Below are 22,634 nucleotides of genomic sequence, written 5' to 3'. Positions count from 1 at the left end.
CTCAAACTAGCAGATTCCGTCCATCTAGGCACATAACAAAGAGACCTCCAGCCTTGTTGGCTATACGGAGGTCTCTATTGTTCCGGAACATCTATATAAACGTCGGAAAAATAAGCTCTAGAAACTTACCTTCCAGCGGTCATACGACGAACACGTTCAGGATATTGCTCGTTCTATACTTCATTCTATTCCTTAGGAAAAGAAATGGTTCCTTATTCTTATTAATTAGACAAATTCGTTATTTAACCTCGATCTCGTCTGCTTTTATACTATGTTCATTGATTTTGTCTTGGCTTGAGGTCTTATAGATAAAGGTCTTGCTATCATCTGACCATGTGCCTTGAACCCAACTACCATCTAGAACTTGTTCCGAAATAAGGGTAGGATCTTGAGGACCATTCCTAAATAACTTCACCTGATTTTTGTCTAAGATTACCGTATACAGACCATCCGTGGAGGTCCATTCATTCGCAAGACTCTTTTGTGAAGTTATAGATTGAAGACTATCTGGATTCAGAGGTGTGGTAATTGAAGTTTCTGGTCTCAGCATCTCGGGAGCTGTATCTGCCGTTACCCCAGTGCCTGTTACACCCATCGTTGTGAGTGAATCGCTTGCATCCGGATTAATATCCTTCTTAGGCGTTGTCACAGGAGCAGTGCTTTTATTATCCGTATTCCTCGTATTATCACTATTCCTCGTATACCCCGTAGTTCCCTTATTCTCCGTAGCAGGAACTTTTGATTTCGTGGTTGGAGAAGAGGAAGCATAAGTCTTAGGTTCCTCTACTTTTTGTTCGGATGATGAACTCCGGCTCTTGCCTTCAGGGATGGACTTCTCTTCTTTCGCTACAAATAAGGAATCTTCAAGAATTGAAGTAGCTGTACTAGATCCTCCAGAAGACTCGTCTACTTTTGCTGGAGGGGCAGATTGAGGTGAAGATGGATTAGCAGCGAGATCATATGCACTGCCTTTTTTTTCTAATGCATTGGTATCATAAGAAGCCGTCGTAGGTTTGTCTGCACTAGGGAACTGCTTAGGTTCATGTTGGAGCATGAAAAAGCCAATAATCATTATGGCTGCGGCAACGGCGCCACCCATTGCACCAAAGCGCTGCCAACGGGCAACAACCCGCTTTTGAGAACGCTGAGCAACGCTTGTCATTTCTTTGTCTCGAGATGATTCGAGGGTTAATTCTCCTTGTATAGCTAGATCCCTTGTTTGTTCTATCGCTTCCAGACGTGGAAGAATGGAATCCACTAGATTAAATCTAGGGGTTACTTCTGGCAGCTGGTAGAGATCATTGGATAGCCGTTTGAGCAAGTCGAATTCTTCATAGCAATCCGAGCAATCGTTGATATGTTGCAAAAATTCCGATTCTTCCGCATTGGACAGTTCCCCATCCAAATAACGATGCATGCATGCTGCTGCCTCCGGGCATTTCATCCTGATACACCACCTTTCTGATAGTCTTGGAGTAAGTTTTGCAGCTGCTGTCTAGCTCTAAATAAGTACGATTTGACCGTGTTCAAAGGAAGATCCAGACAATCTGCAATCTCATTGTATGAAAGATCCTGCACGTATCTCAGAACGACGACCGAACGGTGATGCTCTGGAAGCTTATTAATGGCCTCTTGAATATCTTGTGCCAAATATGTAGATAATACGGCTCGTTCCACATTCTCCTTTCCTTGAAAAACAAGCTCGTGTTCTTCAATAGATACGGAAGGTTTGGTTCGTCGAAATTTATCAATACATATGTTGGTTACAATCCGTTGGACCCAGGTCTTGAATTGCGCCTTCTCTTCATAAGAATCAATTTTAGTATAAATCCGAATGAGAGCTTCCTGTGAGGCATCATGCGCATCTTGCTCATTATTAAGAATATAATAAGCCGTGCGATATACCTGCTGTTCGATTTCACGCAATAGGGTGATTAGAGCGTCGCGATCGCCCGATTGAGCGGCTCTGATGAGTCCCTGCTCGACCACAAGTGATCCCCCTTCCTTGCAACTATACAGACGTTGCAGTTCAGTAATATGTTGCATTCATTTTATATAATTTCATTTGTAAAATTGAGGATATTTAATGGGCCAATATGCCATAAGTCTCACTTTACCATAACAGAAATACTAGGCCCCGTCATCTTAGCTGCATGCCTGGTCTCTAAGCCGCCTTTCCCCGTCTGAAATTGGACTTCCCCCTCTTGATCTGTCCGTTCAATACGAATGTGTTCTTTTTGAAGTTTCTCCAGAGTAGGAAGACTCGGATGTCCATACGTATTGGAAGCGCCAACAGATATTACTGCTACTGAAGGATGTAAACGGTCCAGCCATTTTTCAGAGGTGGATGTCTTGCTGCCGTGATGCGCCACTTTAAGCACATCGACTTTTAATATATCGGCTTCCTTTTTATTCTGTGTCAAATTACCTTGGGCAGTCCATGATGATAAGACAAATGTATCTAGTGCGGCTTGTTCAGAGGCTTCGTCCATATCCCCTGTAAACATGAATCGATAGCTATCCATTTCAAGTACAAATGCTACAGAAGCATGGTTTTGATTCTGTTCAAATCTAATCGAATTTGGCACATCTTGCGAGATTACAGTAGGAGCGATGAACGTCATCGACGTTCGCACATCAGGCTGTATTTGCATGCCCGCCTCCACTTCGAAGATAGGCACGTCTTGTTCCAAAGCTCTACGCATTAAGTTATTCTCTGTAGCTGTTCCTGATCGTGTTCCATTCATCAGTATGGATTCAACAGGGAATGTATCAAGTACAGCTTGCAATCCTCCTATGTGGTCCTGATCTCCATGAGTGATAACAAGCGCATCAATCTGATGAATTCCTCGCTTTTTCAGTAGAGGAACCACAAGTTTTTCCCCCACTTCATAAGGATCTTTGCGAATTTTCCACGCTTCTTTGGGTTTGCCAAAGGTAACCGTTCCTCCACCATCTACGAGTATATTTTTTCCTGTAGGTGTAGTGATAAGTATACAATCTCCTTGCCCCACATCTAATACCTGAACTCTACCCATTCCGCTCGGGTTCTCGGATCTATACCCAATGTACAACAATGAAATGAGGAATATAAAGAGAAGTAGCTGCACTCCCCACTTCCGACTAAGCCATGTTTTTCTAAGATGATCTCCCTCTCCTTTTATATGCTTGAAATGAAGAGGCTGCGTCTCAAAGTCTACTAACGTTATAGATTCTCTGTGCTGCTTGATGGATAAGCTCATTATTGCGCCGATGCATCCATAATAAAACACGATCCAAAGAAGAGAAGGTGATGTCCAAAATGTCATAAATCCACTTCGAGACTGGAGCCAATTTACCATCGCAAAAGCTATATGATTCACCCAAGTGATCGGATAAGCGATCCAGCTACCTAGCTTAATCGATAGCAAACTGGTAAGGAGAGCCGCAGTGCCTCCCGAAAGAGAGAGTACCCCAACAATAGGAACGATTAAGAAGTTAGCGACTACACTCAGCAAGGAAAACTGATTGAAATAATAGATAGATAAGGGAAACGAGATCACTTGTGCTACTGCGGTCATGGCTACCGGCATTCGTAGAATTCTAGGCAGGGCAGACAGATGAGGGAGGGTTAGAGGCACTCCAACAATTAATCCAGCAGTCACTGCGAAAGATAATTGAAAACTTACATCAAATAAAAAGTAAGGTTCCATTACGAGCATGAGCATCGCCGCAGCCGCCAGTACATTCAGAGCATCTTTGAATAGACCTTGCCGCATCAAATATACGCCAATCATCGACATGATGCCTGAGCGAATAACCGAAGGAGTGAATCCTGTAAAAAGTACGTATAGTGGGATGAACGTAAGAATGACTAGATATGCATGTTCTCTGTTAACTCTGAATCTTCTAAGTATCCAATAGAGTATGCTCATATTAATAGCAACATGACTGCCCGAGATTGCAAGAATGTGGGTGAGACCAAGCTGGGTGAATCCAGTATAGATTTCTGTATCCAAATCATTCGTATCGCCTATAAGAAGACCCTTCATAAAACCAGCATCTAAGGTGCCAAAGATCTTTTCTAATCGCTGACCCATAACCACTCGAACCCGATCATTCCATGCTAAAATCTTATGGATGCTCCATGGACCTTCACTTGATTCAACTTGTGAAGCTCCGTTCACTTTCAACAAATTGTGAATTCTATGGCGGTGCAAATATGTAGCGTAATCAAAGCCACCAAAATTTCGAATACCTGCTGGCTCGGACCACTGTCCTTCGAGTTGAACATGCCCACCTCTTTTCCATTGTTGGATCTTATTCAATTCTTTCTGTTCCAATAACTTCACTTGAACGGCAACTTTCTCTCCCGAAATAGTTGTCGCAAGCGATGTTGAACCTTTAAGCGACAGGGAAGATACTTGAACCGTAAATTCTACACGATCCCCATCCCTTTCCACCGCTGATACAATGATTCCTTGTGTGATAATGCTTCCCTTCGTCCACGACTCTTGCTGGATCGACTTGCTAATTTCACTACGATTCTGGGATTCTGTATAGTTCCAATATAGAGCCGCTACAGTAAAAATAAGCAATCCCACCCCCATCTTCCTTAGTGAAATTCGGAGTAATAAACCAGTGAGCGGAAGACAAAAGAGCACTCCTGCCCACCAGAGCCAAAATTCTGTACCTTGGACTAAATAAGCTAAAGTGGCGCCTAATATCCAGCAAATTAATACATATACTAGCGGTCTCGAATTCATGCCAATCCCCTCCTTCCCTCATCTTTGAATAATTCTAGTCAACAAAAAGAACCCCCACATTATATTGTGGAGGTTCTTCCTCTTGAAAAATTATAGCAATCCTGCTTAATCCTGCACTTGATGCAATGTCTCGGAAGGAGGAATATAGCTTTCTAACTGCCGAAATACAATTCCCTTTTGATTCATCATATCCGTTACTTTTCTCGAGTCCTTCAGGTAAGCTCTATGAAAGACAACCTCAATTATACCACTATTAGCAAGCATATTAGCACAAGTCCAGCAAGGTTCATCAGTTACATAGACACTTGAACCTTCTCGGTCGACTCGATCTGTGAACAACAGTAGATTTTGCTCCGCATGAATAGTCCGAATACAGCGTTGTTTCTTGATCATCTGCTCCTGACCTTCTACGGTAAGGAGTTCATAATCCTCAGCAATCATACATCCGGCCTCTGAACAATCGGGCACTCCTGAGGGAGCTCCATTGTAAGCTGTTCCTAAAAGCTTCTTTCCTTGGACTAGAACCGCACCCACATGACGTCGACTGCATCTAGAGCGAGTAGACACCATATAAGCGATATCCATAAAGTAAGTATCCCAATCCTTGCGTTGATCGGAAGGCATGGTCGCTCACCTCCTTGTCCTTACAGCCCAATATAAGGCCTCATTTTCTCTAACATTTTATTTCCGATACCCTTAACCTCAGTAAGCTCATTAATGCTCTTAAAGGCACCATGCTGTTCACGATAGGCCAAAATGGCCGCTGCCTTCTTCGCTCCAATCCCTGGAATATTCATCAAGTCTTGGACCGTAGCAGAATTGATATGAATCTTTTTTTCTATCAGCGTGGCGGGTTGATCCTTCGAACTAGACTTTGCACCCGCTACAGAACCAGAAGGGGCAATACCTGCCTCCATCTGTTGGTTGGTTGGTCTGTTGGTTGGCTTGATTGGTCTGTTGATGACTCATTTGGTTAGTCTGCTCTACAGGCTTCTTCTCCGCCTTCTCTTGATTCATCGCTGAGGCCACTTGCGCATTTATAGGAACCCAACCTTCAAGCCCCTTCGGCTCACTTCCTCCAACAGCTAGAAGCATAAGACCTGCACCCATAACTGCGGAGACTAGCACAGTTCCTAAAGTTTTCAAGTTCATTTCCATCTAAAAATCCTTCCCTCCAATTTCACGAGTAAAAATGATTGTCATGAAGCCTTGATGCTCAAGCATACATTGTAAACGACGGCATACGGTGTTCAAGGAACACACGATTCGTGATGACAAGCGGCGCCTTCGCGCAAGAAGGAGAGAGATCTTAGATGCAAATTGCATTTATAGGAACAGGAAGTATGGGTGGACTGTTAATCGAATCTTTTCTGCGTTCCGGTGCGCTCCAGCCAAAGCAAATTACGGCTAGCAGCCGAACATTGTCCAAAGTTGAACGTCTATCGGCCAGATATCCCGGACTCAAGACAGCTAGCAGTAATGTTCAAGCAGCTCTACACAGCGATATTATCTTCCTCTGCGTTAAACCTCTAGATTTCCAAAGCGTACTTTCAGAATTAAAAGATGTGGTGACCGAGGAGCAAATTGTGGTCTCTATTACGAGTCCCATTCTTCTAGCTCACTTAGAGAGTATTCTCCCCTCCAAAGCAGCCAAAATCATTCCTACGATCACCCACTCCGTCTTAAGCGGTGCCTCTCTATGCATGTATGGAGAGCGCATACGTCCCGAAGATCGCTTATTACTCGAGCAACTCTTCTCATCGGTTGGTACTCCTGTGCCCATTCCTGAAACCCAAGTTCGAACGGCTTCCGATATATCAAGTTGTGGGCCAGCTTTTCTAGCCTACATCCTTGCCTTATGGGCCGATGCTGCGGAAAGCCGAAGCGGACTAGACCGCAACACCGCCATACAATTGGGGGCTCAGATGCTACTAGGAACAGGTAGACTTCTGACAGAAGGCGGGTTCACCGTAGAACAATTACAACAACGTGTCGCTGTTCCTGGCGGTGTAACCGCGGAAGGACTGCAAGTGCTTCAAGAACACCTATTTCAGGTATTCCCTGAACTCATTAAGACCACCACACGCAAGCATGAGCATGATCTGATTAAGCTAGATAAACTGTTTGAGAATATAGAAGCCTAACCTACTACAATGTTTACAAGTTTGCCAGGTACAGCAATGACTTTGCGAATCGTTTTGCCTTCAATAGCTTTCTGAACGTTAGCCAGTTCAAGGGTGAATTTCTCCATCGCGGCTTGATCCAAATCTTTGGATATTTTGGCACGTTCTACGATCTTGCCATTCACTTGAACCACAATCTCCACTTCTGCATCTACTGTCCATTTCTCATTATAAGACGGCCATGCCACGTAGGTAATGCTATCTTGATGACCAAACCGCTGCCAAAGCTCCTCTGCTAAGTGGGGAGCCAGCGGGGACAAGAGCTGAACAAAATTCTCTGCGGCTTCGCGTGGAATCACATCAGTCTTATACGCTTCATTAATGAATATCATCAATTGGCTAATTGCTGTATTGAAGCGAAGGGCTTCCATATCTTCTGTAACTTTTTTGACTGTCTTGTGCCAAGTACGATTGAATTCCTCGCTACCTTCACCGTTCACAATCTTCGGACTGATCGTTCCATCTTCACTAATGAATAGACGCCACACACGGGAAAGGAAACGATACGTACCTTCCACACCGTTGGAATTCCAAGGTTTTGTCGCCTCTAGAGGACCCATGAACATTTCGTAAATACGCAGGGTATCTGCACCATATTCATTCACAATGACATCTGGATTGATGACGTTGCCACGAGACTTGCTCATTTTCTCATTATTAGTTCCTAAAATCATACCTTGGTTCACTAGCTTATGGAAAGGTTCTTTGGTGGATACCATTCCCAGGTCATACAGCACTTTATGCCAGAACCTTGCATACAGCAAATGAAGTACAGCATGCTCTGCTCCACCAATGTAAAGGTCGACTGGCAGCCACTGCTGTTGTTTCTCTTGGGAGCAAAGTTCTTGATCATTATGTGGATCAATAAAGCGCAAGTAATACCAGCAGCTTCCCGCCCATTGCGGCATCGTATTCGTCTCGCGGCGCGCTGGAAGACCCGTCTCTGGATCGGTAGTATTTACCCATTCTGTCACATTCGCAAGTGGAGATTCCCCCGTACCGGAAGGTCTAATCTGATCAACATCCGGCAGCACGACAGGGAGTTGATCTACAGGAACAGGCTTCATTGTGCCATCTTCCAAATGTAAAATAGGAATTGGCTCACCCCAATACCGCTGACGACTGAACAACCAGTCACGCAGACGATAAGTTACTTTCCCTTGACCTTTACCCTGCTCTTCCAACCACACAATAGCTTTTTTGCCTGCTTCTTCATTCGTTAGACCGTTCAAAAACTCCGAATTCACATGAGCTCCGTCGCCTGCATATGCTTCGGTACTAACGTCTCCACCAGATACCACTTCAATAATAGGCAGGTCGAATTGCTTCGCAAATTCATAATCACGCTCATCATGACCCGGAACGGCCATAATTGCGCCCGTACCATACCCCGCAAGTACATAATCAGCAATCCAGATTGGAACTTTCGCGCCATTGATTGGATTGATCGCATAAGCACCTGTAAATACACCTGTCTTATGCTTAGCCAGATCTGTACGTTCTAGATCACTCTTGCGAGAAGCTTGTTCTTGGTAGGCTTTGACTTCTTCCTGCTGGCTTGGCTGGGTGATCACAGCAACCAATTCATGTTCTGGTGCCAGAACGGCATAGGTTGCACCGAACAATGTATCCGGACGGGTTGTGAATACTTTGAGAGATTCCTCAAAACCATCCATGGCAAATACAACTTCTGCCCCTTCGGATTTACCAATCCAATTCCGCTGCATATCCTTAATACTTTCAGACCAATCCAGCTCTTCCAAATCTTCAAGAAGACGCTCAGCATATTCTGTAATCTTCAGCACCCATTGGCGCATAGGCTTGCGGACAACGGGATGGCCTCCGCGCTCACTCAGTCCATCGATGACCTCTTCATTAGCAAGCACCGTTCCCAGCGCCTCACACCAGTTCACAGGCACTTCTGCGACGTAAGCTAATCCTTTATTATAGAGCTGAATGAAAATCCATTGGGTCCATTTGTAATAGTCTGGGTCTGTCGTACTGATCTCCCGTTCCCAGTCATATGAGAATCCCAGGGATTTAATCTGGCGGCGGAAATTGTTGATATTCTTGACTGTAATCTCTCTTGGATGCTCCCCTGTATCCAGCGCATGCTGCTCCGCAGGTAAACCAAAAGCGTCCCAGCCCATCGGATGAAGCACATTGTATCCACGCATTCTCTTATAACGCGATACAATATCCGTAGCGGTATATCCTTCTGGATGACCTACGTGCAGACCTGCTCCTGAAGGGTACGGGAACATATCCAGCGCGTAAAATTTAGGGGAACCCGATTCTTCACGCGTCTTAAAGGTCTGCTGCTCATCCCAATAAGCCTGCCATTTGGGTTCAAGCTCTTGCGGATGATACGTATGGCTTACATTTTTGTTATCTGTCATTGTCTTGTACTCCTCCTTGAAATCCTTAATGATCCTATTCTTGTTTCTATGCACAAAAAATCCCCCCATCCATAGCGATATTCACGCTAGGGACGAGAGGAGGAATTCCCGTGGTACCACCCTAGTTAGCACAGGGCATTCTTTGCCTTGCACTCACTCAAACCCTCTTATCGCGAGGCACACGATGATCTTTCACCTGTTGTAACCGTCACAACTCACGGCACCTTTCAGGCTTGCATCATAACTCCGAGGCGAGTTCACATTCCATTCTCCATCCGGCTTACACCCTTGCACCGGTTCTCTGAGTGGAGAACATACGTTACTACTCCTCATCATCGTCTACATATTCCATTGAATTAACATTTATTATATAAAATTATACGCCCTCTAGTCAATGAGCTCGATATACAATCTAAGCATTCCTGCATAATTACTCTATAGTTCATTTACACCGTAAATTCCTGCGTCTTTGCAAATAACTTATTGGTCATAGTCATTAATTCTTCTGAGGACGTAGTGATCTCCTGCATAATAGCCGTCTCTTCATGCACCGATTCTGAAATCATCTTCGCCACGCCTGAGAAATTATTCGTCATTTCTAATACATCTGCTGCATTTTGATGAGACCGTTCCACCCGTTCTGTCTGGGCCGTAATAGCCGTCTCAATGAGTTCTATCGAATCAATAAACGTGTCCGCAATGCCAAATAGTCCATCTAAGTCCTTCGATGCGGCGCGGGTATATGTAGATTCTTCTTGAATTAGAGCCGTCTGCTCCTTCATCAGTTCTACGGTCTGCTGGATCTGAGCTTGCACCCGGTTCACAAGTTCGGTGATCTGATGCACAGACTCTGAGCTCTGACCTGCCAGCTTACGTATTTCCTGAGCCACTACCGCAAAACCATAGCCATGTTCGCCTGCTCTAGAAGCTTCAATCGAAGCGTTCAAGGCTAGCAAATGAGTCTGATCTGCAATTTCTTTGACCGTGAAGGTAATCGCCTCAATATCACTAGCTTCCTTAGCAAGTCGGTCTGTAGTATCCTTCGAGGAATCATAGGACGCAGTCAATTCTTGCATTCCAGTCGTAAGTTCAGAGAGGGAAGACTTCGTGCGGGTTACCGCTTGTGACATCTGACCCGAGAGCTGTTTCATTTGAACGGATTTATCTTTCATGGTTCTGAAAGACTGCAACATCTCGTCCGCATCCTCCAAAGATTCCTGCGAAGAATGACGCTGCTTCTCTACGCCTGCATAGATGCCATCCACGACATCTGACATCTGTCCAATTTGAGTTGTAGCTTGCGTAATTGCTTCTTTTAAAGTCTCTGCATTTCTAGAGGTAACATCACTACTTGCTGAGATATCATGAATCATATCTTTGATGCTATCCGTCATCATCTGAAAGGAACGATATAATACAGCAATCTCATCCTCGGATTGACGAACGGGAAGCTGTACTAAAAGGTTCCCCGACGAAACTTCTTTAGCAGCAAAGACCAATTCTGTAATGGGTTTGGTAAGCCATTTAGAGATCAGCCACCCTAGAATACCGCTCCACAAAATACCTAACAAGAGAACAACGGTTATGTACAGCCATTCCTGCATTGAAGCCGCAATCATAGAACGCAGATAGAAAATAAAAAAGGCACTTGTTCCAAACGTAACGATGGAAATGAGTACAAAAGCAGCGACTAATTTTGAACCTAGTGACATCTTCATCTTGCTCCACCTCTGATTTTATGTATAGTCATGTTACTTATGACCTAATTATATAGCGATTCTCAGATTTTAATAGGTATTTTATTCCACAACTTGTGACAACTTTACTTGACCATAATAAAAATGCATTATTCTAACTAGTTCAATAGAAAAAGGACATCCCCTAGCCAGTATAATTATGGCGTTTGGAGACATCCTCTTTATTTTACTTATTTACGAATTCTATTTATTACCAGCCCCTAGCATACTGCTCAGGAGCATTAATCTTGGCTTCGAGCTTCTCAGCGGCACGGCGCGGCCAGTAGGGATCACGTAATAATTCGCGGCCTAGGAAAATAAGATCGGCTTGCTCATTCTTCAGAATTTCTTCTGCTTGCTCTGGCTCTGTGATGAGACCCACTGCACCTGTAGGAATACTAGATTCCTTACGAATCTGTGCAGCAAATGGCACTTGATAACCTGGATAAATTTTAGGAGGAGCTGCCGGGAAATTCCCACCTGAACTCACATCAATCAGATCTACACCTAGCTCTTTTAGTTGTTCGGAAATTGTAACGAAGTCCTCGGGTACTAGCCCTTCTTCGTGATAGTCATGAGCAGATACTCTTACGAATAACGGACCTGACCATACGTTCTTAACGGCAAGCACGATCTCTTTTAAGAAGCGGAACCTACCTTCGGCATTCTGGCCATACTCATCCGTACGATGATTGCTGAGCGGGGAAAGGAATTCATTAATAAGGTAGCCATGAGCTGCATGGAGTTCTATAACATCATAACCCGCTTCTTTGGCGCGGCGAGCTGCATCCGCAAAGGACTGTATAGTAGATTGAATCTGTTCCGTAGTTGCTTCTTCAGGCAATTGATATTTATCGTTAAAAGCGATGGCAGACGGAGCAAGAATGCTACCCGGCACTTCTGACTTACGTCCAGCGTGGGCAATTTGAATGCCAATATGCGTATTTTGCTCATGGACAAGATCAGTTAATTGTCTGTGTCCTAAGATATGTTCATCAGACCATATGCCAAGGTCATTAAGGGAGATACGTCCATTAGGCGTAACTGCCGTAGCTTCAACAATAATTAATCCTACTTGACCTACAGCGCGCGCTGGATAGTGAATTTTATGCCAATCCTGAACTTTTCCAGACTCATCCGCAACAGAATACATGCACATTGGAGCCATCACAATTCGATTCTTCAACGTCAAGTCTTTAATTTGATAAGGGGTAAACAGCATCCTTCTCACACATCCTTTTCCAGATCTCTATAATCTAGTATGAAATTTTCTGTCCGTTACTATACGATTGTATAAGCTTTTCAACCTATGCATGGAGCACTTCTAAGACCAACTATACACTTTATCATGATATATCGCAATATCTAGATTAACAAATAAATAACTTTCCTCTTTGTTTTATACACTAAATTCCCTATAATGAAGCCATGGATTATTTAATGATATTTAAAGCACTAGCCAATGATACGCGCCTACAAATGATGTTATGGCTCAAAGAGCCTGAAGTGAATTTCCCTTCCGCTGTGCCGCTCACCTCGGAACACCATTTCGAAGGGGGTATCTGTGTAGGCAAGATTCAAGAAAAAACCGGATTATCTCAATCCACGACTTCACAATACCTTTCTTTGCTTCAACGTTCTGGATTACTAGAGGCAAGAAGAATCGGACAGTGGACCTACTACCGCCGTAGTGAAGAGACGCTCCAGAGATTATCCGAGTATATCGGAAAGGAGTTATAATAAAAAAGCAGCAGTCGATCATTCTGGGGAATGAGGGCTGCTGCTTTTTCGTATGCGTTTATTTTATGGCGACAAAAAATAACCTTGCGGCATCTTCCCCTGCTTCGGTCCATTCGAAATCAGCGTAACACTCTACCTGCTTAAATCCAGCCTGTCTCAGTTCATGCTTGAGCCAGTTCATCTCATAAGCTCGCTGCGTATGCACTTCTTCAAAGCGGCGATACATATCCTTGCCCTGTTCTTCTTCATGTGCAAAAATCGTCAAGTGGTGCTCAATTTCATGACGATTTGCATCTCGTTCACAGGTCCAGATATAAGATACCGATTTCTCGTCCCAGATGAATGGCTGTTCCTCTTCATAGCGGATGAGCGTATTTGGATGATGAACATCGAACAGGAAAGTACCCCCTGACTTCAGGCCATCATATGTCCTGCGAAATGTTCGAATAATATCTTCTTCTTCCAGCAGATAATTCAGACAATCACAGAAGGAGATCACCGTATCTACAGGTTCCGGCATTTCCCAGTCACGCATATCTTGCTGAACCCAACGAACGGAACCTTCTCTGAAAAGACGTGTCCCCCGTGGGGTCTGTTCCATTTTGCGCCGAGCTACTGATAGCATATCCGCAGACAAATCCATCCCGGTTACCTCGAAACCCGAGTTCACTAAGGGAATCGTGATACTTCCTGTACCGCAACCGAGTTCCACTACGGTCTTGGGCATCCCATAAGTCTCCCAAGCCGTTCGCGCGAACCGAATCCACTGCGGATAAGGCATATCTTCCATCAGTTCATCGTAGACGTAGGCAAATTTGCGATAAGATGACATACGTATTCCCTGCTTTCTGTAACTTAAGCTTGTCCATCCATCTCTGGAGCTGTATCTGTCGTTGACATAGGTTGAACCAGATAGGTCCAATTCTCTTCTTGACGAATCTTCCCTTCCTTCAATAGCTTACCCATAGCTCGCTTGAAGGCCGCTTTGCTAATCCCAAAGCGCTGCTTGATGACATCTGGAGGTGTAGCATCAGAATAGGGCATTCCACCACCCGGACGGTTCGTAAGATACTCCAAAATGTGTTCCGCATCTTCACTGCGACCGATTTCTTTACGAGGAGCCATGGATAAATTAACTCTTCCGTCCTCACGAATATGAGCTACACGAACTTTCAGCTGTTCGCCTAGACGAAGCAATCGATTGCGTTCAGATGAGTGAATCATGCCTATGGCACCAAATCCAAGCACACCGCCGTCGATGACCACAAAAGTACCCATTTGCAAAGGCTTATAGACCGTGACGTCTACCCACTCGTTATTCCAAGTCGTCGGAGCATGGAAAGTAAGGGGAATCAAATCTAGTTCATTCGCAATCTTGGCCTTGAGCCGCCCCTGTTTGTCATGATCCATAATGACAAAGACTTGGTCTCCTACCTGAGGTTGTAATTCTTTAAGTTCTGGCAGTTCCCGAATCGGAAGCAACAGCTGGCGTCCGAGACCCATCTCTAAGAAGCAACCCAGCCGAGGATGCACATCGGCAACTTCTAGCTTCGCTAGCTCCCCAAGCTGAATATAGGGCTTTTTCATTGTCGCTGCCAAACGATCTTCGGTATCATAAAATAAAAATACGTCTACCGTATCCCCAGGCTCTACTTCATGCGTAAGTTCGGTGTAATGAAGCAGTACATCCTGAGCGCCGCTCTGTAGAAAGAAACCGTAGGGCGATACCTCTCTATCAATCATCAGAGAGACTGTCGTACCTGCGATAAAATTCATACCGTTTCCACCACTTTGGCATCTGACCACAGACGCTCGATATTATAATATTCCCGCTCATCTCTATGGAAAATATGCACAATGACATCTCCAAGATCCATCAGCACCCAACGTGCCGAGTTCACACCCTCCATACCACGAATGGTGGAACCGGCTTCCATTACACGCTTGCGAACTTCACTTGCGATGGATTGAACTTGTGTATCAGAATTACCGTGACAGATTACGAAATAATCTGCGATGGAAGAAATTTCTTTGAGATCCAGGGCAACAATATTCGATGCTTTCTTATCATCTGCTGCTTCTAGTGCAATCGTTAACAATTCTTTTGGGCTTACCGTCATTCACTTACCTCCTAGGTTATAGAAGAGTCTTTAGTAGAAGCACTCTTCATCTGTCCAACCAAATCATTGCGTGCAAGAATGGTCAGGGGATAGATCACTTTCTTTTTGTCGAGCAAAAAACGAATTGTGGAGTCAAAACCTGCAATTAATCCTTCTTCAAGGCTTTGGTTAGCTTGTTCTCTAATATAATCCACGCCTGGGAAATCTCGTCCAGGTTCAATATAATCGGCAAGACATATGATTTTGTCCATTAACGTCATACCGATACGTCCTGAGGTATGGTAACGAATTGCATCAAGCACTTCAATATCGCTAACTCCATAATCACTTCTTGCAACGAAGTAACCTACTTCCGAGTGCAGTAATTGTTTATCATGGTTCAGAAGATCTTGATCCAATAAAGGATGATTACGGACTACAGCCTGCTGCTCCTGAATAGGCCAGTACTTAGCGACATCATGAAGAAGCGCAGCAAGATCTGCCTTTACGGGATCGCCGCCATACTTATTAGCTAGCTGAACAGCAGCAGCCATGACACCTTCCGTATGTTCCCAGCGCTTTATTGGCATCTGTCCTGATACGGCTGTCATTAGCTCTTCACGGCTGTAATCCATAGATTCCACTCCTTCTCATGTAATCATATACGCGCTCAGGTAACATATACCGAATGGACCGTCCTTGAGCTAAGTTCCTGCGAATTAAGCTAGAAGAGATATCGACAAGCGGCATATCTGCCAAAACAACGGCTTCTTCAATGAAAGCAGGCAGGGTATCCAATTCCAGCATAGTACCCGGACGCTGCAAACCGATAAATGTCAGTATATGCACAAGCTCATCAATGCCTTCCCACTTAGGCAAGTAATTAATCATATCGGCTCCGATAATAAAGTGAAAGTCTAGATCGGGGTACTGACTATGCAAGGCACGAATCGTATCCACTGTATAAGAGATACCGCCCCGAACCAGCTCAATATCGAGCGGCTTGAATGCGGGGTTCCCTTCGATAGCTAGTTCTACCATCTCCAGCCTTTGCTCTCCACTGACTCCTGCCTCACGTTTATGGGGAGGAAGATGAGACGGCATGAACCAGATTTCCTCCAATGTGAACTGATCTCTGGCTGCTTCCGCTGCAAGCAAATGTCCATGATGAATTGGATCAAATGCCCCACCCATAATCCCAATCTTCTTCATAGATCGATCCCTTCTTACTTCTTCGGAAGCTCGATTTGTTTGTTATCTCTGGATTCTTTGTATAGCACAATCGTTCTACCAATGACTTGCACTAATTCAGCACCCGACTCTTCGGCAAGTTCTTGACCGATAGCTTTGGGATCTTCTAGACAATTGTTAAGAACAGACAACTTAATCAGTTCTCTGGATTCAATGGCATCTTCGATGTGACGAACGATTTGTTCGTTCATACCAGCTTTACCCACTTGAAAAATAGGTTGTAAGTGATGAGCTAGACTGCGCAAGTGACGCTTTTGTTTACCTGTAAGCATGTAATTTCATAACCCCTTAAATGTCCAAAGCATCGTGCTCTGACTTATTCTTATCTTTAAATTCTAGTCTTTAGACTGAGACTATCCAATACAGCTTGACGCATCTTTTCAATGTCGGGTGTGACACCCGTCCAATATTCAAAGGCGTAAGCTCCTTGATAGATAAACATTCCAAGACCGCTATGAACACGGCAACCTTGTAGTGAAGCCTGACGCAAAAATTCCGTCTGTAGTGGATTGTAGATTAGATCACTAAAGACTGCACCTGATCGATAGGATTCTACAACGAGTGGAAGTTCATGTATATCCGGGACCATACCAACGGATGTCGTATTAACCACGATATCTGCTTCAGAAGCCGCTTTACTTGCATCATCCATAGAAATAGCTGTCAAATGGCCTATATCCGACCACTCCTCCACCAGCTTCTCAGCTTTGTCCAGTGTCCGATTCGCTATGATAATCTGCGCTGGGCGTTCTTGGAGAAGCGCATAGATGATTCCCCGCGCAGCGCCGCCTGCACCAATGACTAGTATGGTAGACCCTTCAAGATTAGATGTCACTTCTTCCTTCAAAGAACGTACATATCCTATTCCATCTGTATTGTATCCTGTTAGTACCCCGTGATCATTCACAATCGTATTCACAGCACCTATACGGCAAGCGGCTTCATCGATGTGATCCAGCAGCGGCATAACTTCCACTTTATGTGGAACCGTCACATTGACGCCCCGAAAATTCATGGCGCGTATCCCCTCTATAGCACGCGGCAAATCCCGAGCTAGTACATGCAGGGGAACGTAACGCCCTTGTATTGAACTTGCCTTCAAGGCCGATTCATGCATCAAAGGTGACTTAGACTGAGCGATAGGATCGCCCATAACGCCAAGCAGAAGTGGTTCAATGGGTTGACTCATGTATGAAGTACCTCCAAAGGCCCCTTCCGCCAAATAGAGCAGTCAGGCCTAAAATTAGATCAGTGACGGACGAACCAGCACTTTAACCCCTTTAGGAACATGAACAGCAATGACACAACCTGTGTCACCGTTTATTTTGATCCATCCGAGTCCCGACATAAATACATCGACATTGCTATTTTTTGTAATTCTGAACTCATGACGAGTCCAAGCTGGCAGTTTCTCTAATGCTTCACGGCTCGGAGGCGATAACATCTCACCCGCATGCTGTGCAAATAATTCATCGGCGCGCTCGAGCTTAGTCCGGTGTATCTTAATTCGACTACTCACGTAACTTGTGAACGATTGATGCTCGCCTTGAATGAAATCAAATCTCCCAAATCCTCCAAAAAATAGCGTCTGCCCTGCATTTAGCTGATTCACTGCAGGCTTAAGCGGCTTGTCCGCCATAATAATGCCGAGATCCGATGGACTAACTAGTTCACTATATCTTGAAGGATACACTATGCCTGGCGTATCAATAATATACTGGCCGTCATCCAGCGGAATGTTGACCATATCCAGCGTGGTTCCTGGGTATCTTGAAGTCGTAAGTTCCTGCTCTAGATCACTGTAATCCCGAATTAAGCGGTTAATGAGCGTGGATTTGCCCACGTTCGTAGCTCCGACCACATACACATCACGATCTCCGCGATGTTCTTGTACCATATCGAGAAGTCGATCAAATCCTTGATTCTGCTTCGCACTACAAAATACAATATCCAGCGTCTTCAAGCCCATTTCCTTCGCTTGCTTCTGTACCCAGTTCCGCACTTTGTTCCAATTCGTGACCTTCGGTAACAAGTCAATCTTATTGACAGCTAGAATCACTGGGTTGGAACCTACGAAACGCTGCAATCCACCAATCAGACTGCCGTCAAAATCGAAGATATCCACGATATGGATGACCAATGCATCTTTGTCTCCAATCTGGCTCAGCAGGCGCAAAAATTCATCCTGCTCTACCGTTACCGATGAAGATTCATTATAGTTCTTGATACGGAAACAGCGCTGGCAAATGACCGGTTCACGGTCCAGCGCTTGTTGAGGGATATACCCCGGCTTGCTGGTGTCTTCGGCTTGCAGCTGTATGCCGCACCCACTACACCGCATTCCATCTGGAATAGGTGATGCTTCTGTCATTTCGTCTTGTCCTCCTCCATCCATAATCCAACCTTACGCCAGCGACGATGCACATAACGTTCCACTTGGCGGTTGAATCTCGTACCGAATCCTTCATCTGCAATGGAAATGGGATCTACTAACACCGTGTGCAGACCCATACGATTCCCACCATACACATCTGTAAGGAGCTGGTCACCCACAACGATCGTCTCTTGTGCAGTGAAGCCAAGCATACGTAGTGCCTTATGAAAAGGTAAATTAGATGGCTTTCTCGCTTGATGTATAAACTGAATATTTAAAGGGGCCGCAAATGCCGAAACCCTGTTCAAATTATTGTTTGATACGATAATCAGTTTGAATCCACATTGCTTTACTTTCTCGAACCATTCCACTAAAAGCGGAGTGGCCAGCGGTTCCTTCGCCCCTACCAGCGTATTATCTAGATCTGTAATAATCCCGCGGTAGCCCGAAGCGTACAAGCCTTCCAAATCAATATCGAACACCGTCTTCACCCGTAATTTGGGTATCAACTTCTCAAACAATGACGTCACCTCAGTTTCTAAAGCAAACTATACCATAATCTTTGTGTCGAGTAAAAAGAAAAGGCCCCTGGAAACCCATCATCCAGGGACGTATTAACTCATTCTTATAGCTTACTATCAGCTCTATCTTCGAGTGCTCTTCTTGGCCTTTCGGTAACATTCTTCAAGAAGTCTATGGATATTCTCTATATCCGTTTCCTCTATCTGATGAGGACTATATTTCGCCTTCTCAAATATGGCTAGAATTCCTTCTAATTCAGGATGCAAGAACGGTGCATCTTGCTGCCAGCGAACTACAGCTTCTCTTACCGTCTGATGTTGATTCCGAGTGAATCCTTTTCGTTTCATCTGAGCTAACCATCGATTGGTATCCCCTACAACATGTTCACTGAACGTAAGGGAGCGACCTGCTCGAAGGCGAAGTCTCAGGAAGTATAGCGCTCTACGATGTCTCCACAGCATATATCCAGCCCAAGCAGCTAAGATGCCGACCGCAGTAAGAATAATCCAAGTCGTATTCAAGTTCGTTTCTTGTTTGACCTTTTTAGCGGGCTCTTCTGGCTTAGATTGAGGCTGTTTTTCCGGCTCATTGTCTTCCTGTGTCTTATCTACTGCCGCTTCTTGATCTACCGATGGAAGAGCAAAGCCGGGCGTAGCCTCAAACGAAATCCAGCCATACTCTCCGAAGTATATCTCTGCCCATGAATGTGCATCTGAATTTGTCACGGTGTAGGGGCCTTCTGGTGCTTTGGCTTCCTTATTACCGCTCAAATCAGGAGCCCCTTCATTTTGGTGGCCCGGAGCAAATCCCTTCACCCATCGAGCAGGAAGACCAATAGAACGTGCCATCGTCACCATCGATGTGGAGAAATAATCACAATACCCTGCCTTAATCTCAAATAAGAAACTATCTACAAAATCATCGCTTTTCTTGAGCGTAAGACTAGGTGTATTAGAGTAGGCGTAATGACCCTTCAAGTAATCTTGCAAAAGAATACTTTTCTCATAAGGTGTCTTCCCATTTTTCGTAATGTCGAGGGCAAGGTCCTTAGCACGCTTCGGGTAATTATTCTGAAGTTGCAAATACTTATTGTCGACGCCTTTAGATCCATATAGCTGGCTGTACGTCTCCGTTTTGATTGTATCTACAGGAATAATCGGGATTTCAGATATGAGCTTATACTCAGTCGGGTAATTCTCCTGCCGGGATGGAGCACGCTCGAAGCCGTTCCATCTAAGTACGCCATCCCTTGCACTCCATGACATACTAGGCCCATGATGCGCCGTATCCTCCACTACCGTAACTTGAGAAGCTGCAAAGGCACCAAATAAAACGGGGTACGTGTCTTTACCTAACATCTGAATTGTCTGTTCGACCTTGACGGTCTTCACTTTGCTGCTTACTTCATTTCCCGGCGTTAAAGGCTTGTTATCATATACATTCTCATATTGATCATCGGGAAGACTAATCCAACCCTGCCCCGTATAGAAACTAAGTGTCTCACCCCGCCAATAGGAACCTCTGGGGGTACTGATCGACATGACAGGACTATAATCATATTTGAATCCTCCCCCAAGCTCGCTATCACTACGACTATAGCCAGAAGAAGAGTTCGTGTGTCCATTCTTCGATGGTTGCTCAGACACTTTAAGCTTTCCTGTCCGATCATGCCAAGCAGAATAAGGGTCTGTGAGCAGCGGATCAATGGAGGGCATATTGATTCCGAGCAGCAGCACACAAGAGATCACAACTACTATATTTACCAACACTTTAAATGGATATAATCGCAATTGTCTCCAGCCCACAGGATACTTCGTCTGATATTTACGGAAATGATAACTAATTAAGATCAGCAGACCCGCTAACACAGTCCAAGCAATCTGAGGCCATAAATTATATAGAGTAAATGAATCCAGTATGCCAAATCCCGCGATATTGAGCGTTAAGAAGGCAAATATAAACCTTCGGCTCACAGATAGACGCACAGTCACTTCGAATAAAGCCCACGCTGGTAAAGAAAACCATAAGTAAGGAAGAACCGTTGTAAGAAATTGAATGAATCGTTCAGGAAAAAGAGGTCCAGAGCCCACGTAGATCAGATAAGATGTCATTATGTAATAATGAATCAGTACGATGGCTGCAAGCTTGACACCCCATTTCAGCCATATGTTCCAAGGTAGCAGAACTTCAGCTGCTCCTGCTGCGCAGAGTACATAGAGTACAAGTACAGACGTCTCATCATACCAGATGGGTCTGGCAAACGTGATCCATTGGAAGGATACTATCAATATCCATATCACACTTATGACGTAATACCAGGAATAGGGCATTCCCCAGCGTTTATTCATGACGGCCTCCTCTCATAGAGACCGGGAGTTCCTGCAGATTCGGTACATAAATTCCTTTAAATCCACTGCGTCCAAGAATCAAAGGCCATTTTTTGTTATCGCGCCCATCTCCCGTCAATATATGATAAGGCGTCATCTGTTTGGATTTGGCCCATTGAAGTACATCAAGTACTTCGCTACCCTTTGATGCGCTGATAAACACGAAGAAAGTACCGGGCTGAAACAGTTCTTTTTTGGCTATGAGATGCTTGGTAATCTTGCCCTCTCCTTCGCTACTCACTTCCACCAGATGCTGGATCATCCGCTGACGATCCGCTCCACTGTTGGCGGGAAAATAAGACCTAACCTCCCGTCCAAGCGTACATAGACCCATACTCATTCGCTCTCTTGAGCCATAATCGAGTAGCGAAGCGGCGGTAGATACGGCAAGTTCGAAGTCCGCAGATGTAGCATAATTGGCGGAAGTCGCATCTAGTACAAGCACCGTCTTTGGTAGAGATTCATGTTCAAATTCCTTAGACTTCCAAGTGCCTGTCTTCGCTGTAGCATTCCAATGGATTCGAGACATGCGGTCACCATATACATAATCACGCACGCCATTAATCTGGGTTGTCTCTCGCCGAGAAAGGGATTGAGCAGTCTCAGGACCTGCTAACTGGGAATTACGATCAAATAGCTGCCAGTACGGAATAAATACAGTTCTAGGTAGGACTTGAAATTCACCTGGGAAGCTGAATAAATGTACGTGTTTGACGATGCCGAAAATATCTTCTGAACTACACTCCGTCTCTTCGAAATAATATCGTCCTCTCTCAAGAGGCGGAGTATGAAAGGAAAGTTCTGCCCCATTGCGAAACTTCGGAATAACACTATCTTCAATAATCCATGACTCATCATTATGACGCTTTAGTACTTCTCGAACGACAATATACGGATGAGGCATCCACCCACTTAATTCCAGGTGCAACTTGACATGAACTTGATCACCAGCCTGCATCTGCATGCCATGCGTTCCATCTAGGGCAAGGGAGCGCATTCCTCGAATCGTAGATAGCCCAATCCAAGAACTCAACCCCCAGTAAACCATTAAAATGGTCATCATCGTGAGTAACATAACAGGTGTCTTGCCACCTTGAAACAGCATATAAAGTAGGCACCCGCACCACAGTAGTCCTGCTTTCCAGATCCAAGATGTCTTAAGTCCCCTCCGAACACGAAGTAAGATGGTATTCATAGT

At 44.7% G+C, this 22,634-nt stretch carries 22 protein-coding genes and 1 other annotated feature; of the genes, 2 read left to right on the top strand and 20 right to left on the bottom strand.

Annotated elements, in window-relative coordinates; genetic code table 11:
• Positions 1 to 238: 238 nt before the first annotated feature.
• The 6 genes from J2Z69_RS00755 to J2Z69_RS00730 all read right to left on the bottom strand — a co-directional run bounded on the left by J2Z69_RS00755 (position 239) and on the right by J2Z69_RS00730 (position 5,903).
• Positions 239 to 1,444: an anti-sigma factor family protein gene (locus J2Z69_RS00755; RefSeq protein WP_209858306.1), complete on the bottom strand. Its 1,206-nt coding sequence runs from the start codon at positions 1,442 to 1,444 to the stop codon at positions 239 to 241.
• Positions 1,441 to 1,989: an RNA polymerase sigma factor gene (locus J2Z69_RS00750; RefSeq protein WP_209860391.1), complete on the bottom strand. Its 549-nt coding sequence runs from the start codon at positions 1,987 to 1,989 to the stop codon at positions 1,441 to 1,443. Before J2Z69_RS00750 ends, J2Z69_RS00755 begins: the two co-directional genes overlap by 4 nt.
• A gap of 119 nt (positions 1,990 to 2,108) precedes the next feature.
• Positions 2,109 to 4,745 (bottom strand): DNA internalization-related competence protein ComEC/Rec2, encoded by a 2,637-nt coding sequence (locus tag J2Z69_RS00745; RefSeq protein WP_209858304.1) that lies wholly within the window; start codon positions 4,743 to 4,745, stop codon positions 2,109 to 2,111.
• 105 nt (positions 4,746 to 4,850) lie between these two features.
• Positions 4,851 to 5,369, bottom strand: coding sequence for a deoxycytidylate deaminase (locus J2Z69_RS00740; protein WP_209858295.1), 519 nt, complete (start codon positions 5,367 to 5,369; stop codon positions 4,851 to 4,853).
• 20 nt (positions 5,370 to 5,389) lie between these two features.
• Entirely contained in the window at positions 5,390 to 5,662 is a 273-nt protein-coding gene (locus tag J2Z69_RS00735) for a ComEA family DNA-binding protein (RefSeq protein ID WP_209858294.1), read from the bottom strand.
• On the bottom strand, positions 5,613 to 5,903 hold the full coding sequence (locus J2Z69_RS00730; protein ID WP_209858292.1) for a hypothetical protein: 291 nt from the start codon (positions 5,901 to 5,903) through the stop codon (positions 5,613 to 5,615). The genes J2Z69_RS00735 and J2Z69_RS00730 overlap by 50 nt, the downstream gene beginning before the upstream one ends.
• Positions 5,904 to 6,058: 155 nt before the next feature.
• On the opposite strand from J2Z69_RS00730, the gene comER reads away from it, so the two are divergent.
• Positions 6,059 to 6,889, top strand: coding sequence for a late competence protein ComER (comER, locus tag J2Z69_RS00725; protein ID WP_209858291.1), 831 nt, complete (start codon positions 6,059 to 6,061; stop codon positions 6,887 to 6,889).
• On the opposite strand, the gene leuS is transcribed toward comER, so the two are convergent.
• The 3 genes from leuS to namA all read right to left on the bottom strand — a co-directional run bounded on the left by leuS (position 6,886) and on the right by namA (position 12,294).
• Complete coding sequence (gene leuS / locus J2Z69_RS00720; RefSeq protein ID WP_209858289.1) at positions 6,886 to 9,327, bottom strand: leucine--tRNA ligase; 2,442 nt, start codon at positions 9,325 to 9,327, stop codon at positions 6,886 to 6,888. The genes comER and leuS overlap by 4 nt on opposite strands.
• A gap of 85 nt (positions 9,328 to 9,412) precedes the next feature.
• Positions 9,413 to 9,672: a binding site (T-box leader), on the bottom strand.
• 101 nt (positions 9,673 to 9,773) lie between these two features.
• The gene (locus tag J2Z69_RS00715) at positions 9,774 to 11,045 is read right to left on the bottom strand and encodes a methyl-accepting chemotaxis protein (RefSeq protein WP_209858287.1); all 1,272 of its coding nucleotides are present in this window, start codon (positions 11,043 to 11,045) and stop codon (positions 9,774 to 9,776) included.
• A 229-nt stretch (positions 11,046 to 11,274) separates the two neighbouring features.
• Positions 11,275 to 12,294, bottom strand: a complete 1,020-nt coding sequence (gene namA / locus J2Z69_RS00710) for an NADPH dehydrogenase NamA (protein WP_209858285.1) — start codon at positions 12,292 to 12,294, stop codon at positions 11,275 to 11,277.
• 197 nt (positions 12,295 to 12,491) lie between these two features.
• Between namA and J2Z69_RS00705 the strand changes: the two genes are divergently transcribed.
• Positions 12,492 to 12,803 carry an ArsR/SmtB family transcription factor gene (locus tag J2Z69_RS00705; protein WP_209858283.1) on the top strand — a complete coding sequence of 104 codons (312 nt, stop codon included), beginning with the start codon at positions 12,492 to 12,494 and terminating at the stop codon, positions 12,801 to 12,803.
• Between the two features lie 58 nt (positions 12,804 to 12,861).
• Here J2Z69_RS00705 and J2Z69_RS00700 read toward each other — a convergent pair whose 3' ends face one another.
• The 11 genes from J2Z69_RS00700 to J2Z69_RS00650 form a co-directional block, all read right to left on the bottom strand.
• Complete coding sequence (locus tag J2Z69_RS00700; protein ID WP_209858281.1) at positions 12,862 to 13,635, bottom strand: class I SAM-dependent DNA methyltransferase; 774 nt, start codon at positions 13,633 to 13,635, stop codon at positions 12,862 to 12,864.
• A 23-nt stretch (positions 13,636 to 13,658) separates the two neighbouring features.
• Positions 13,659 to 14,579, bottom strand: a complete 921-nt coding sequence (locus J2Z69_RS00695) for a CvfB family protein (protein WP_209858279.1) — start codon at positions 14,577 to 14,579, stop codon at positions 13,659 to 13,661.
• Positions 14,576 to 14,923 (bottom strand): ribosome silencing factor, encoded by a 348-nt coding sequence (gene rsfS, locus J2Z69_RS00690; RefSeq protein ID WP_209858277.1) that lies wholly within the window; start codon positions 14,921 to 14,923, stop codon positions 14,576 to 14,578. Before rsfS ends, J2Z69_RS00695 begins: the two co-directional genes overlap by 4 nt.
• Positions 14,924 to 14,934: 11 nt before the next feature.
• Positions 14,935 to 15,537 carry a bis(5'-nucleosyl)-tetraphosphatase (symmetrical) YqeK gene (gene yqeK, locus J2Z69_RS00685; RefSeq protein WP_209858275.1) on the bottom strand — a complete coding sequence of 201 codons (603 nt, stop codon included), beginning with the start codon at positions 15,535 to 15,537 and terminating at the stop codon, positions 14,935 to 14,937.
• Positions 15,521 to 16,114 (bottom strand): nicotinate-nucleotide adenylyltransferase, encoded by a 594-nt coding sequence (locus tag J2Z69_RS00680; RefSeq protein ID WP_209858273.1) that lies wholly within the window; start codon positions 16,112 to 16,114, stop codon positions 15,521 to 15,523. The genes yqeK and J2Z69_RS00680 overlap by 17 nt, the downstream gene beginning before the upstream one ends.
• Positions 16,115 to 16,128: 14 nt before the next feature.
• Positions 16,129 to 16,425 carry a ribosome assembly RNA-binding protein YhbY gene (gene yhbY / locus J2Z69_RS00675; RefSeq protein WP_209858271.1) on the bottom strand — a complete coding sequence of 99 codons (297 nt, stop codon included), beginning with the start codon at positions 16,423 to 16,425 and terminating at the stop codon, positions 16,129 to 16,131.
• A 56-nt stretch (positions 16,426 to 16,481) separates the two neighbouring features.
• Positions 16,482 to 17,342, bottom strand: a complete 861-nt coding sequence (aroE, locus tag J2Z69_RS00670; protein WP_209858270.1) for a shikimate dehydrogenase — start codon at positions 17,340 to 17,342, stop codon at positions 16,482 to 16,484.
• A 54-nt stretch (positions 17,343 to 17,396) separates the two neighbouring features.
• Positions 17,397 to 18,524 carry a ribosome biogenesis GTPase YqeH gene (gene yqeH / locus J2Z69_RS00665; protein WP_209858269.1) on the bottom strand — a complete coding sequence of 376 codons (1,128 nt, stop codon included), beginning with the start codon at positions 18,522 to 18,524 and terminating at the stop codon, positions 17,397 to 17,399.
• Positions 18,521 to 19,048, bottom strand: a complete 528-nt coding sequence (locus J2Z69_RS00660; protein ID WP_209858268.1) for a YqeG family HAD IIIA-type phosphatase — start codon at positions 19,046 to 19,048, stop codon at positions 18,521 to 18,523. Before J2Z69_RS00660 ends, yqeH begins: the two co-directional genes overlap by 4 nt.
• A gap of 123 nt (positions 19,049 to 19,171) precedes the next feature.
• Positions 19,172 to 21,397 carry a transglutaminase TgpA family protein gene (locus tag J2Z69_RS00655; protein WP_209858267.1) on the bottom strand — a complete coding sequence of 742 codons (2,226 nt, stop codon included), beginning with the start codon at positions 21,395 to 21,397 and terminating at the stop codon, positions 19,172 to 19,174.
• Complete coding sequence (locus tag J2Z69_RS00650) at positions 21,390 to 22,631, bottom strand: DUF58 domain-containing protein (RefSeq protein WP_209858266.1); 1,242 nt, start codon at positions 22,629 to 22,631, stop codon at positions 21,390 to 21,392. The genes J2Z69_RS00655 and J2Z69_RS00650 overlap by 8 nt, the downstream gene beginning before the upstream one ends.
• Between the last annotated feature and the right edge of the window lie 3 nt (positions 22,632 to 22,634).

This window comes from Paenibacillus shirakamiensis, from assembly GCF_017874255.1.
GTDB lineage: Bacteria > Bacillota > Bacilli > Paenibacillales > Paenibacillaceae > Fontibacillus > Fontibacillus shirakamiensis.
Note: the sequence above shows the minus strand (reverse complement) of the source record. Positions and strands in the feature narration are given on the sequence as shown.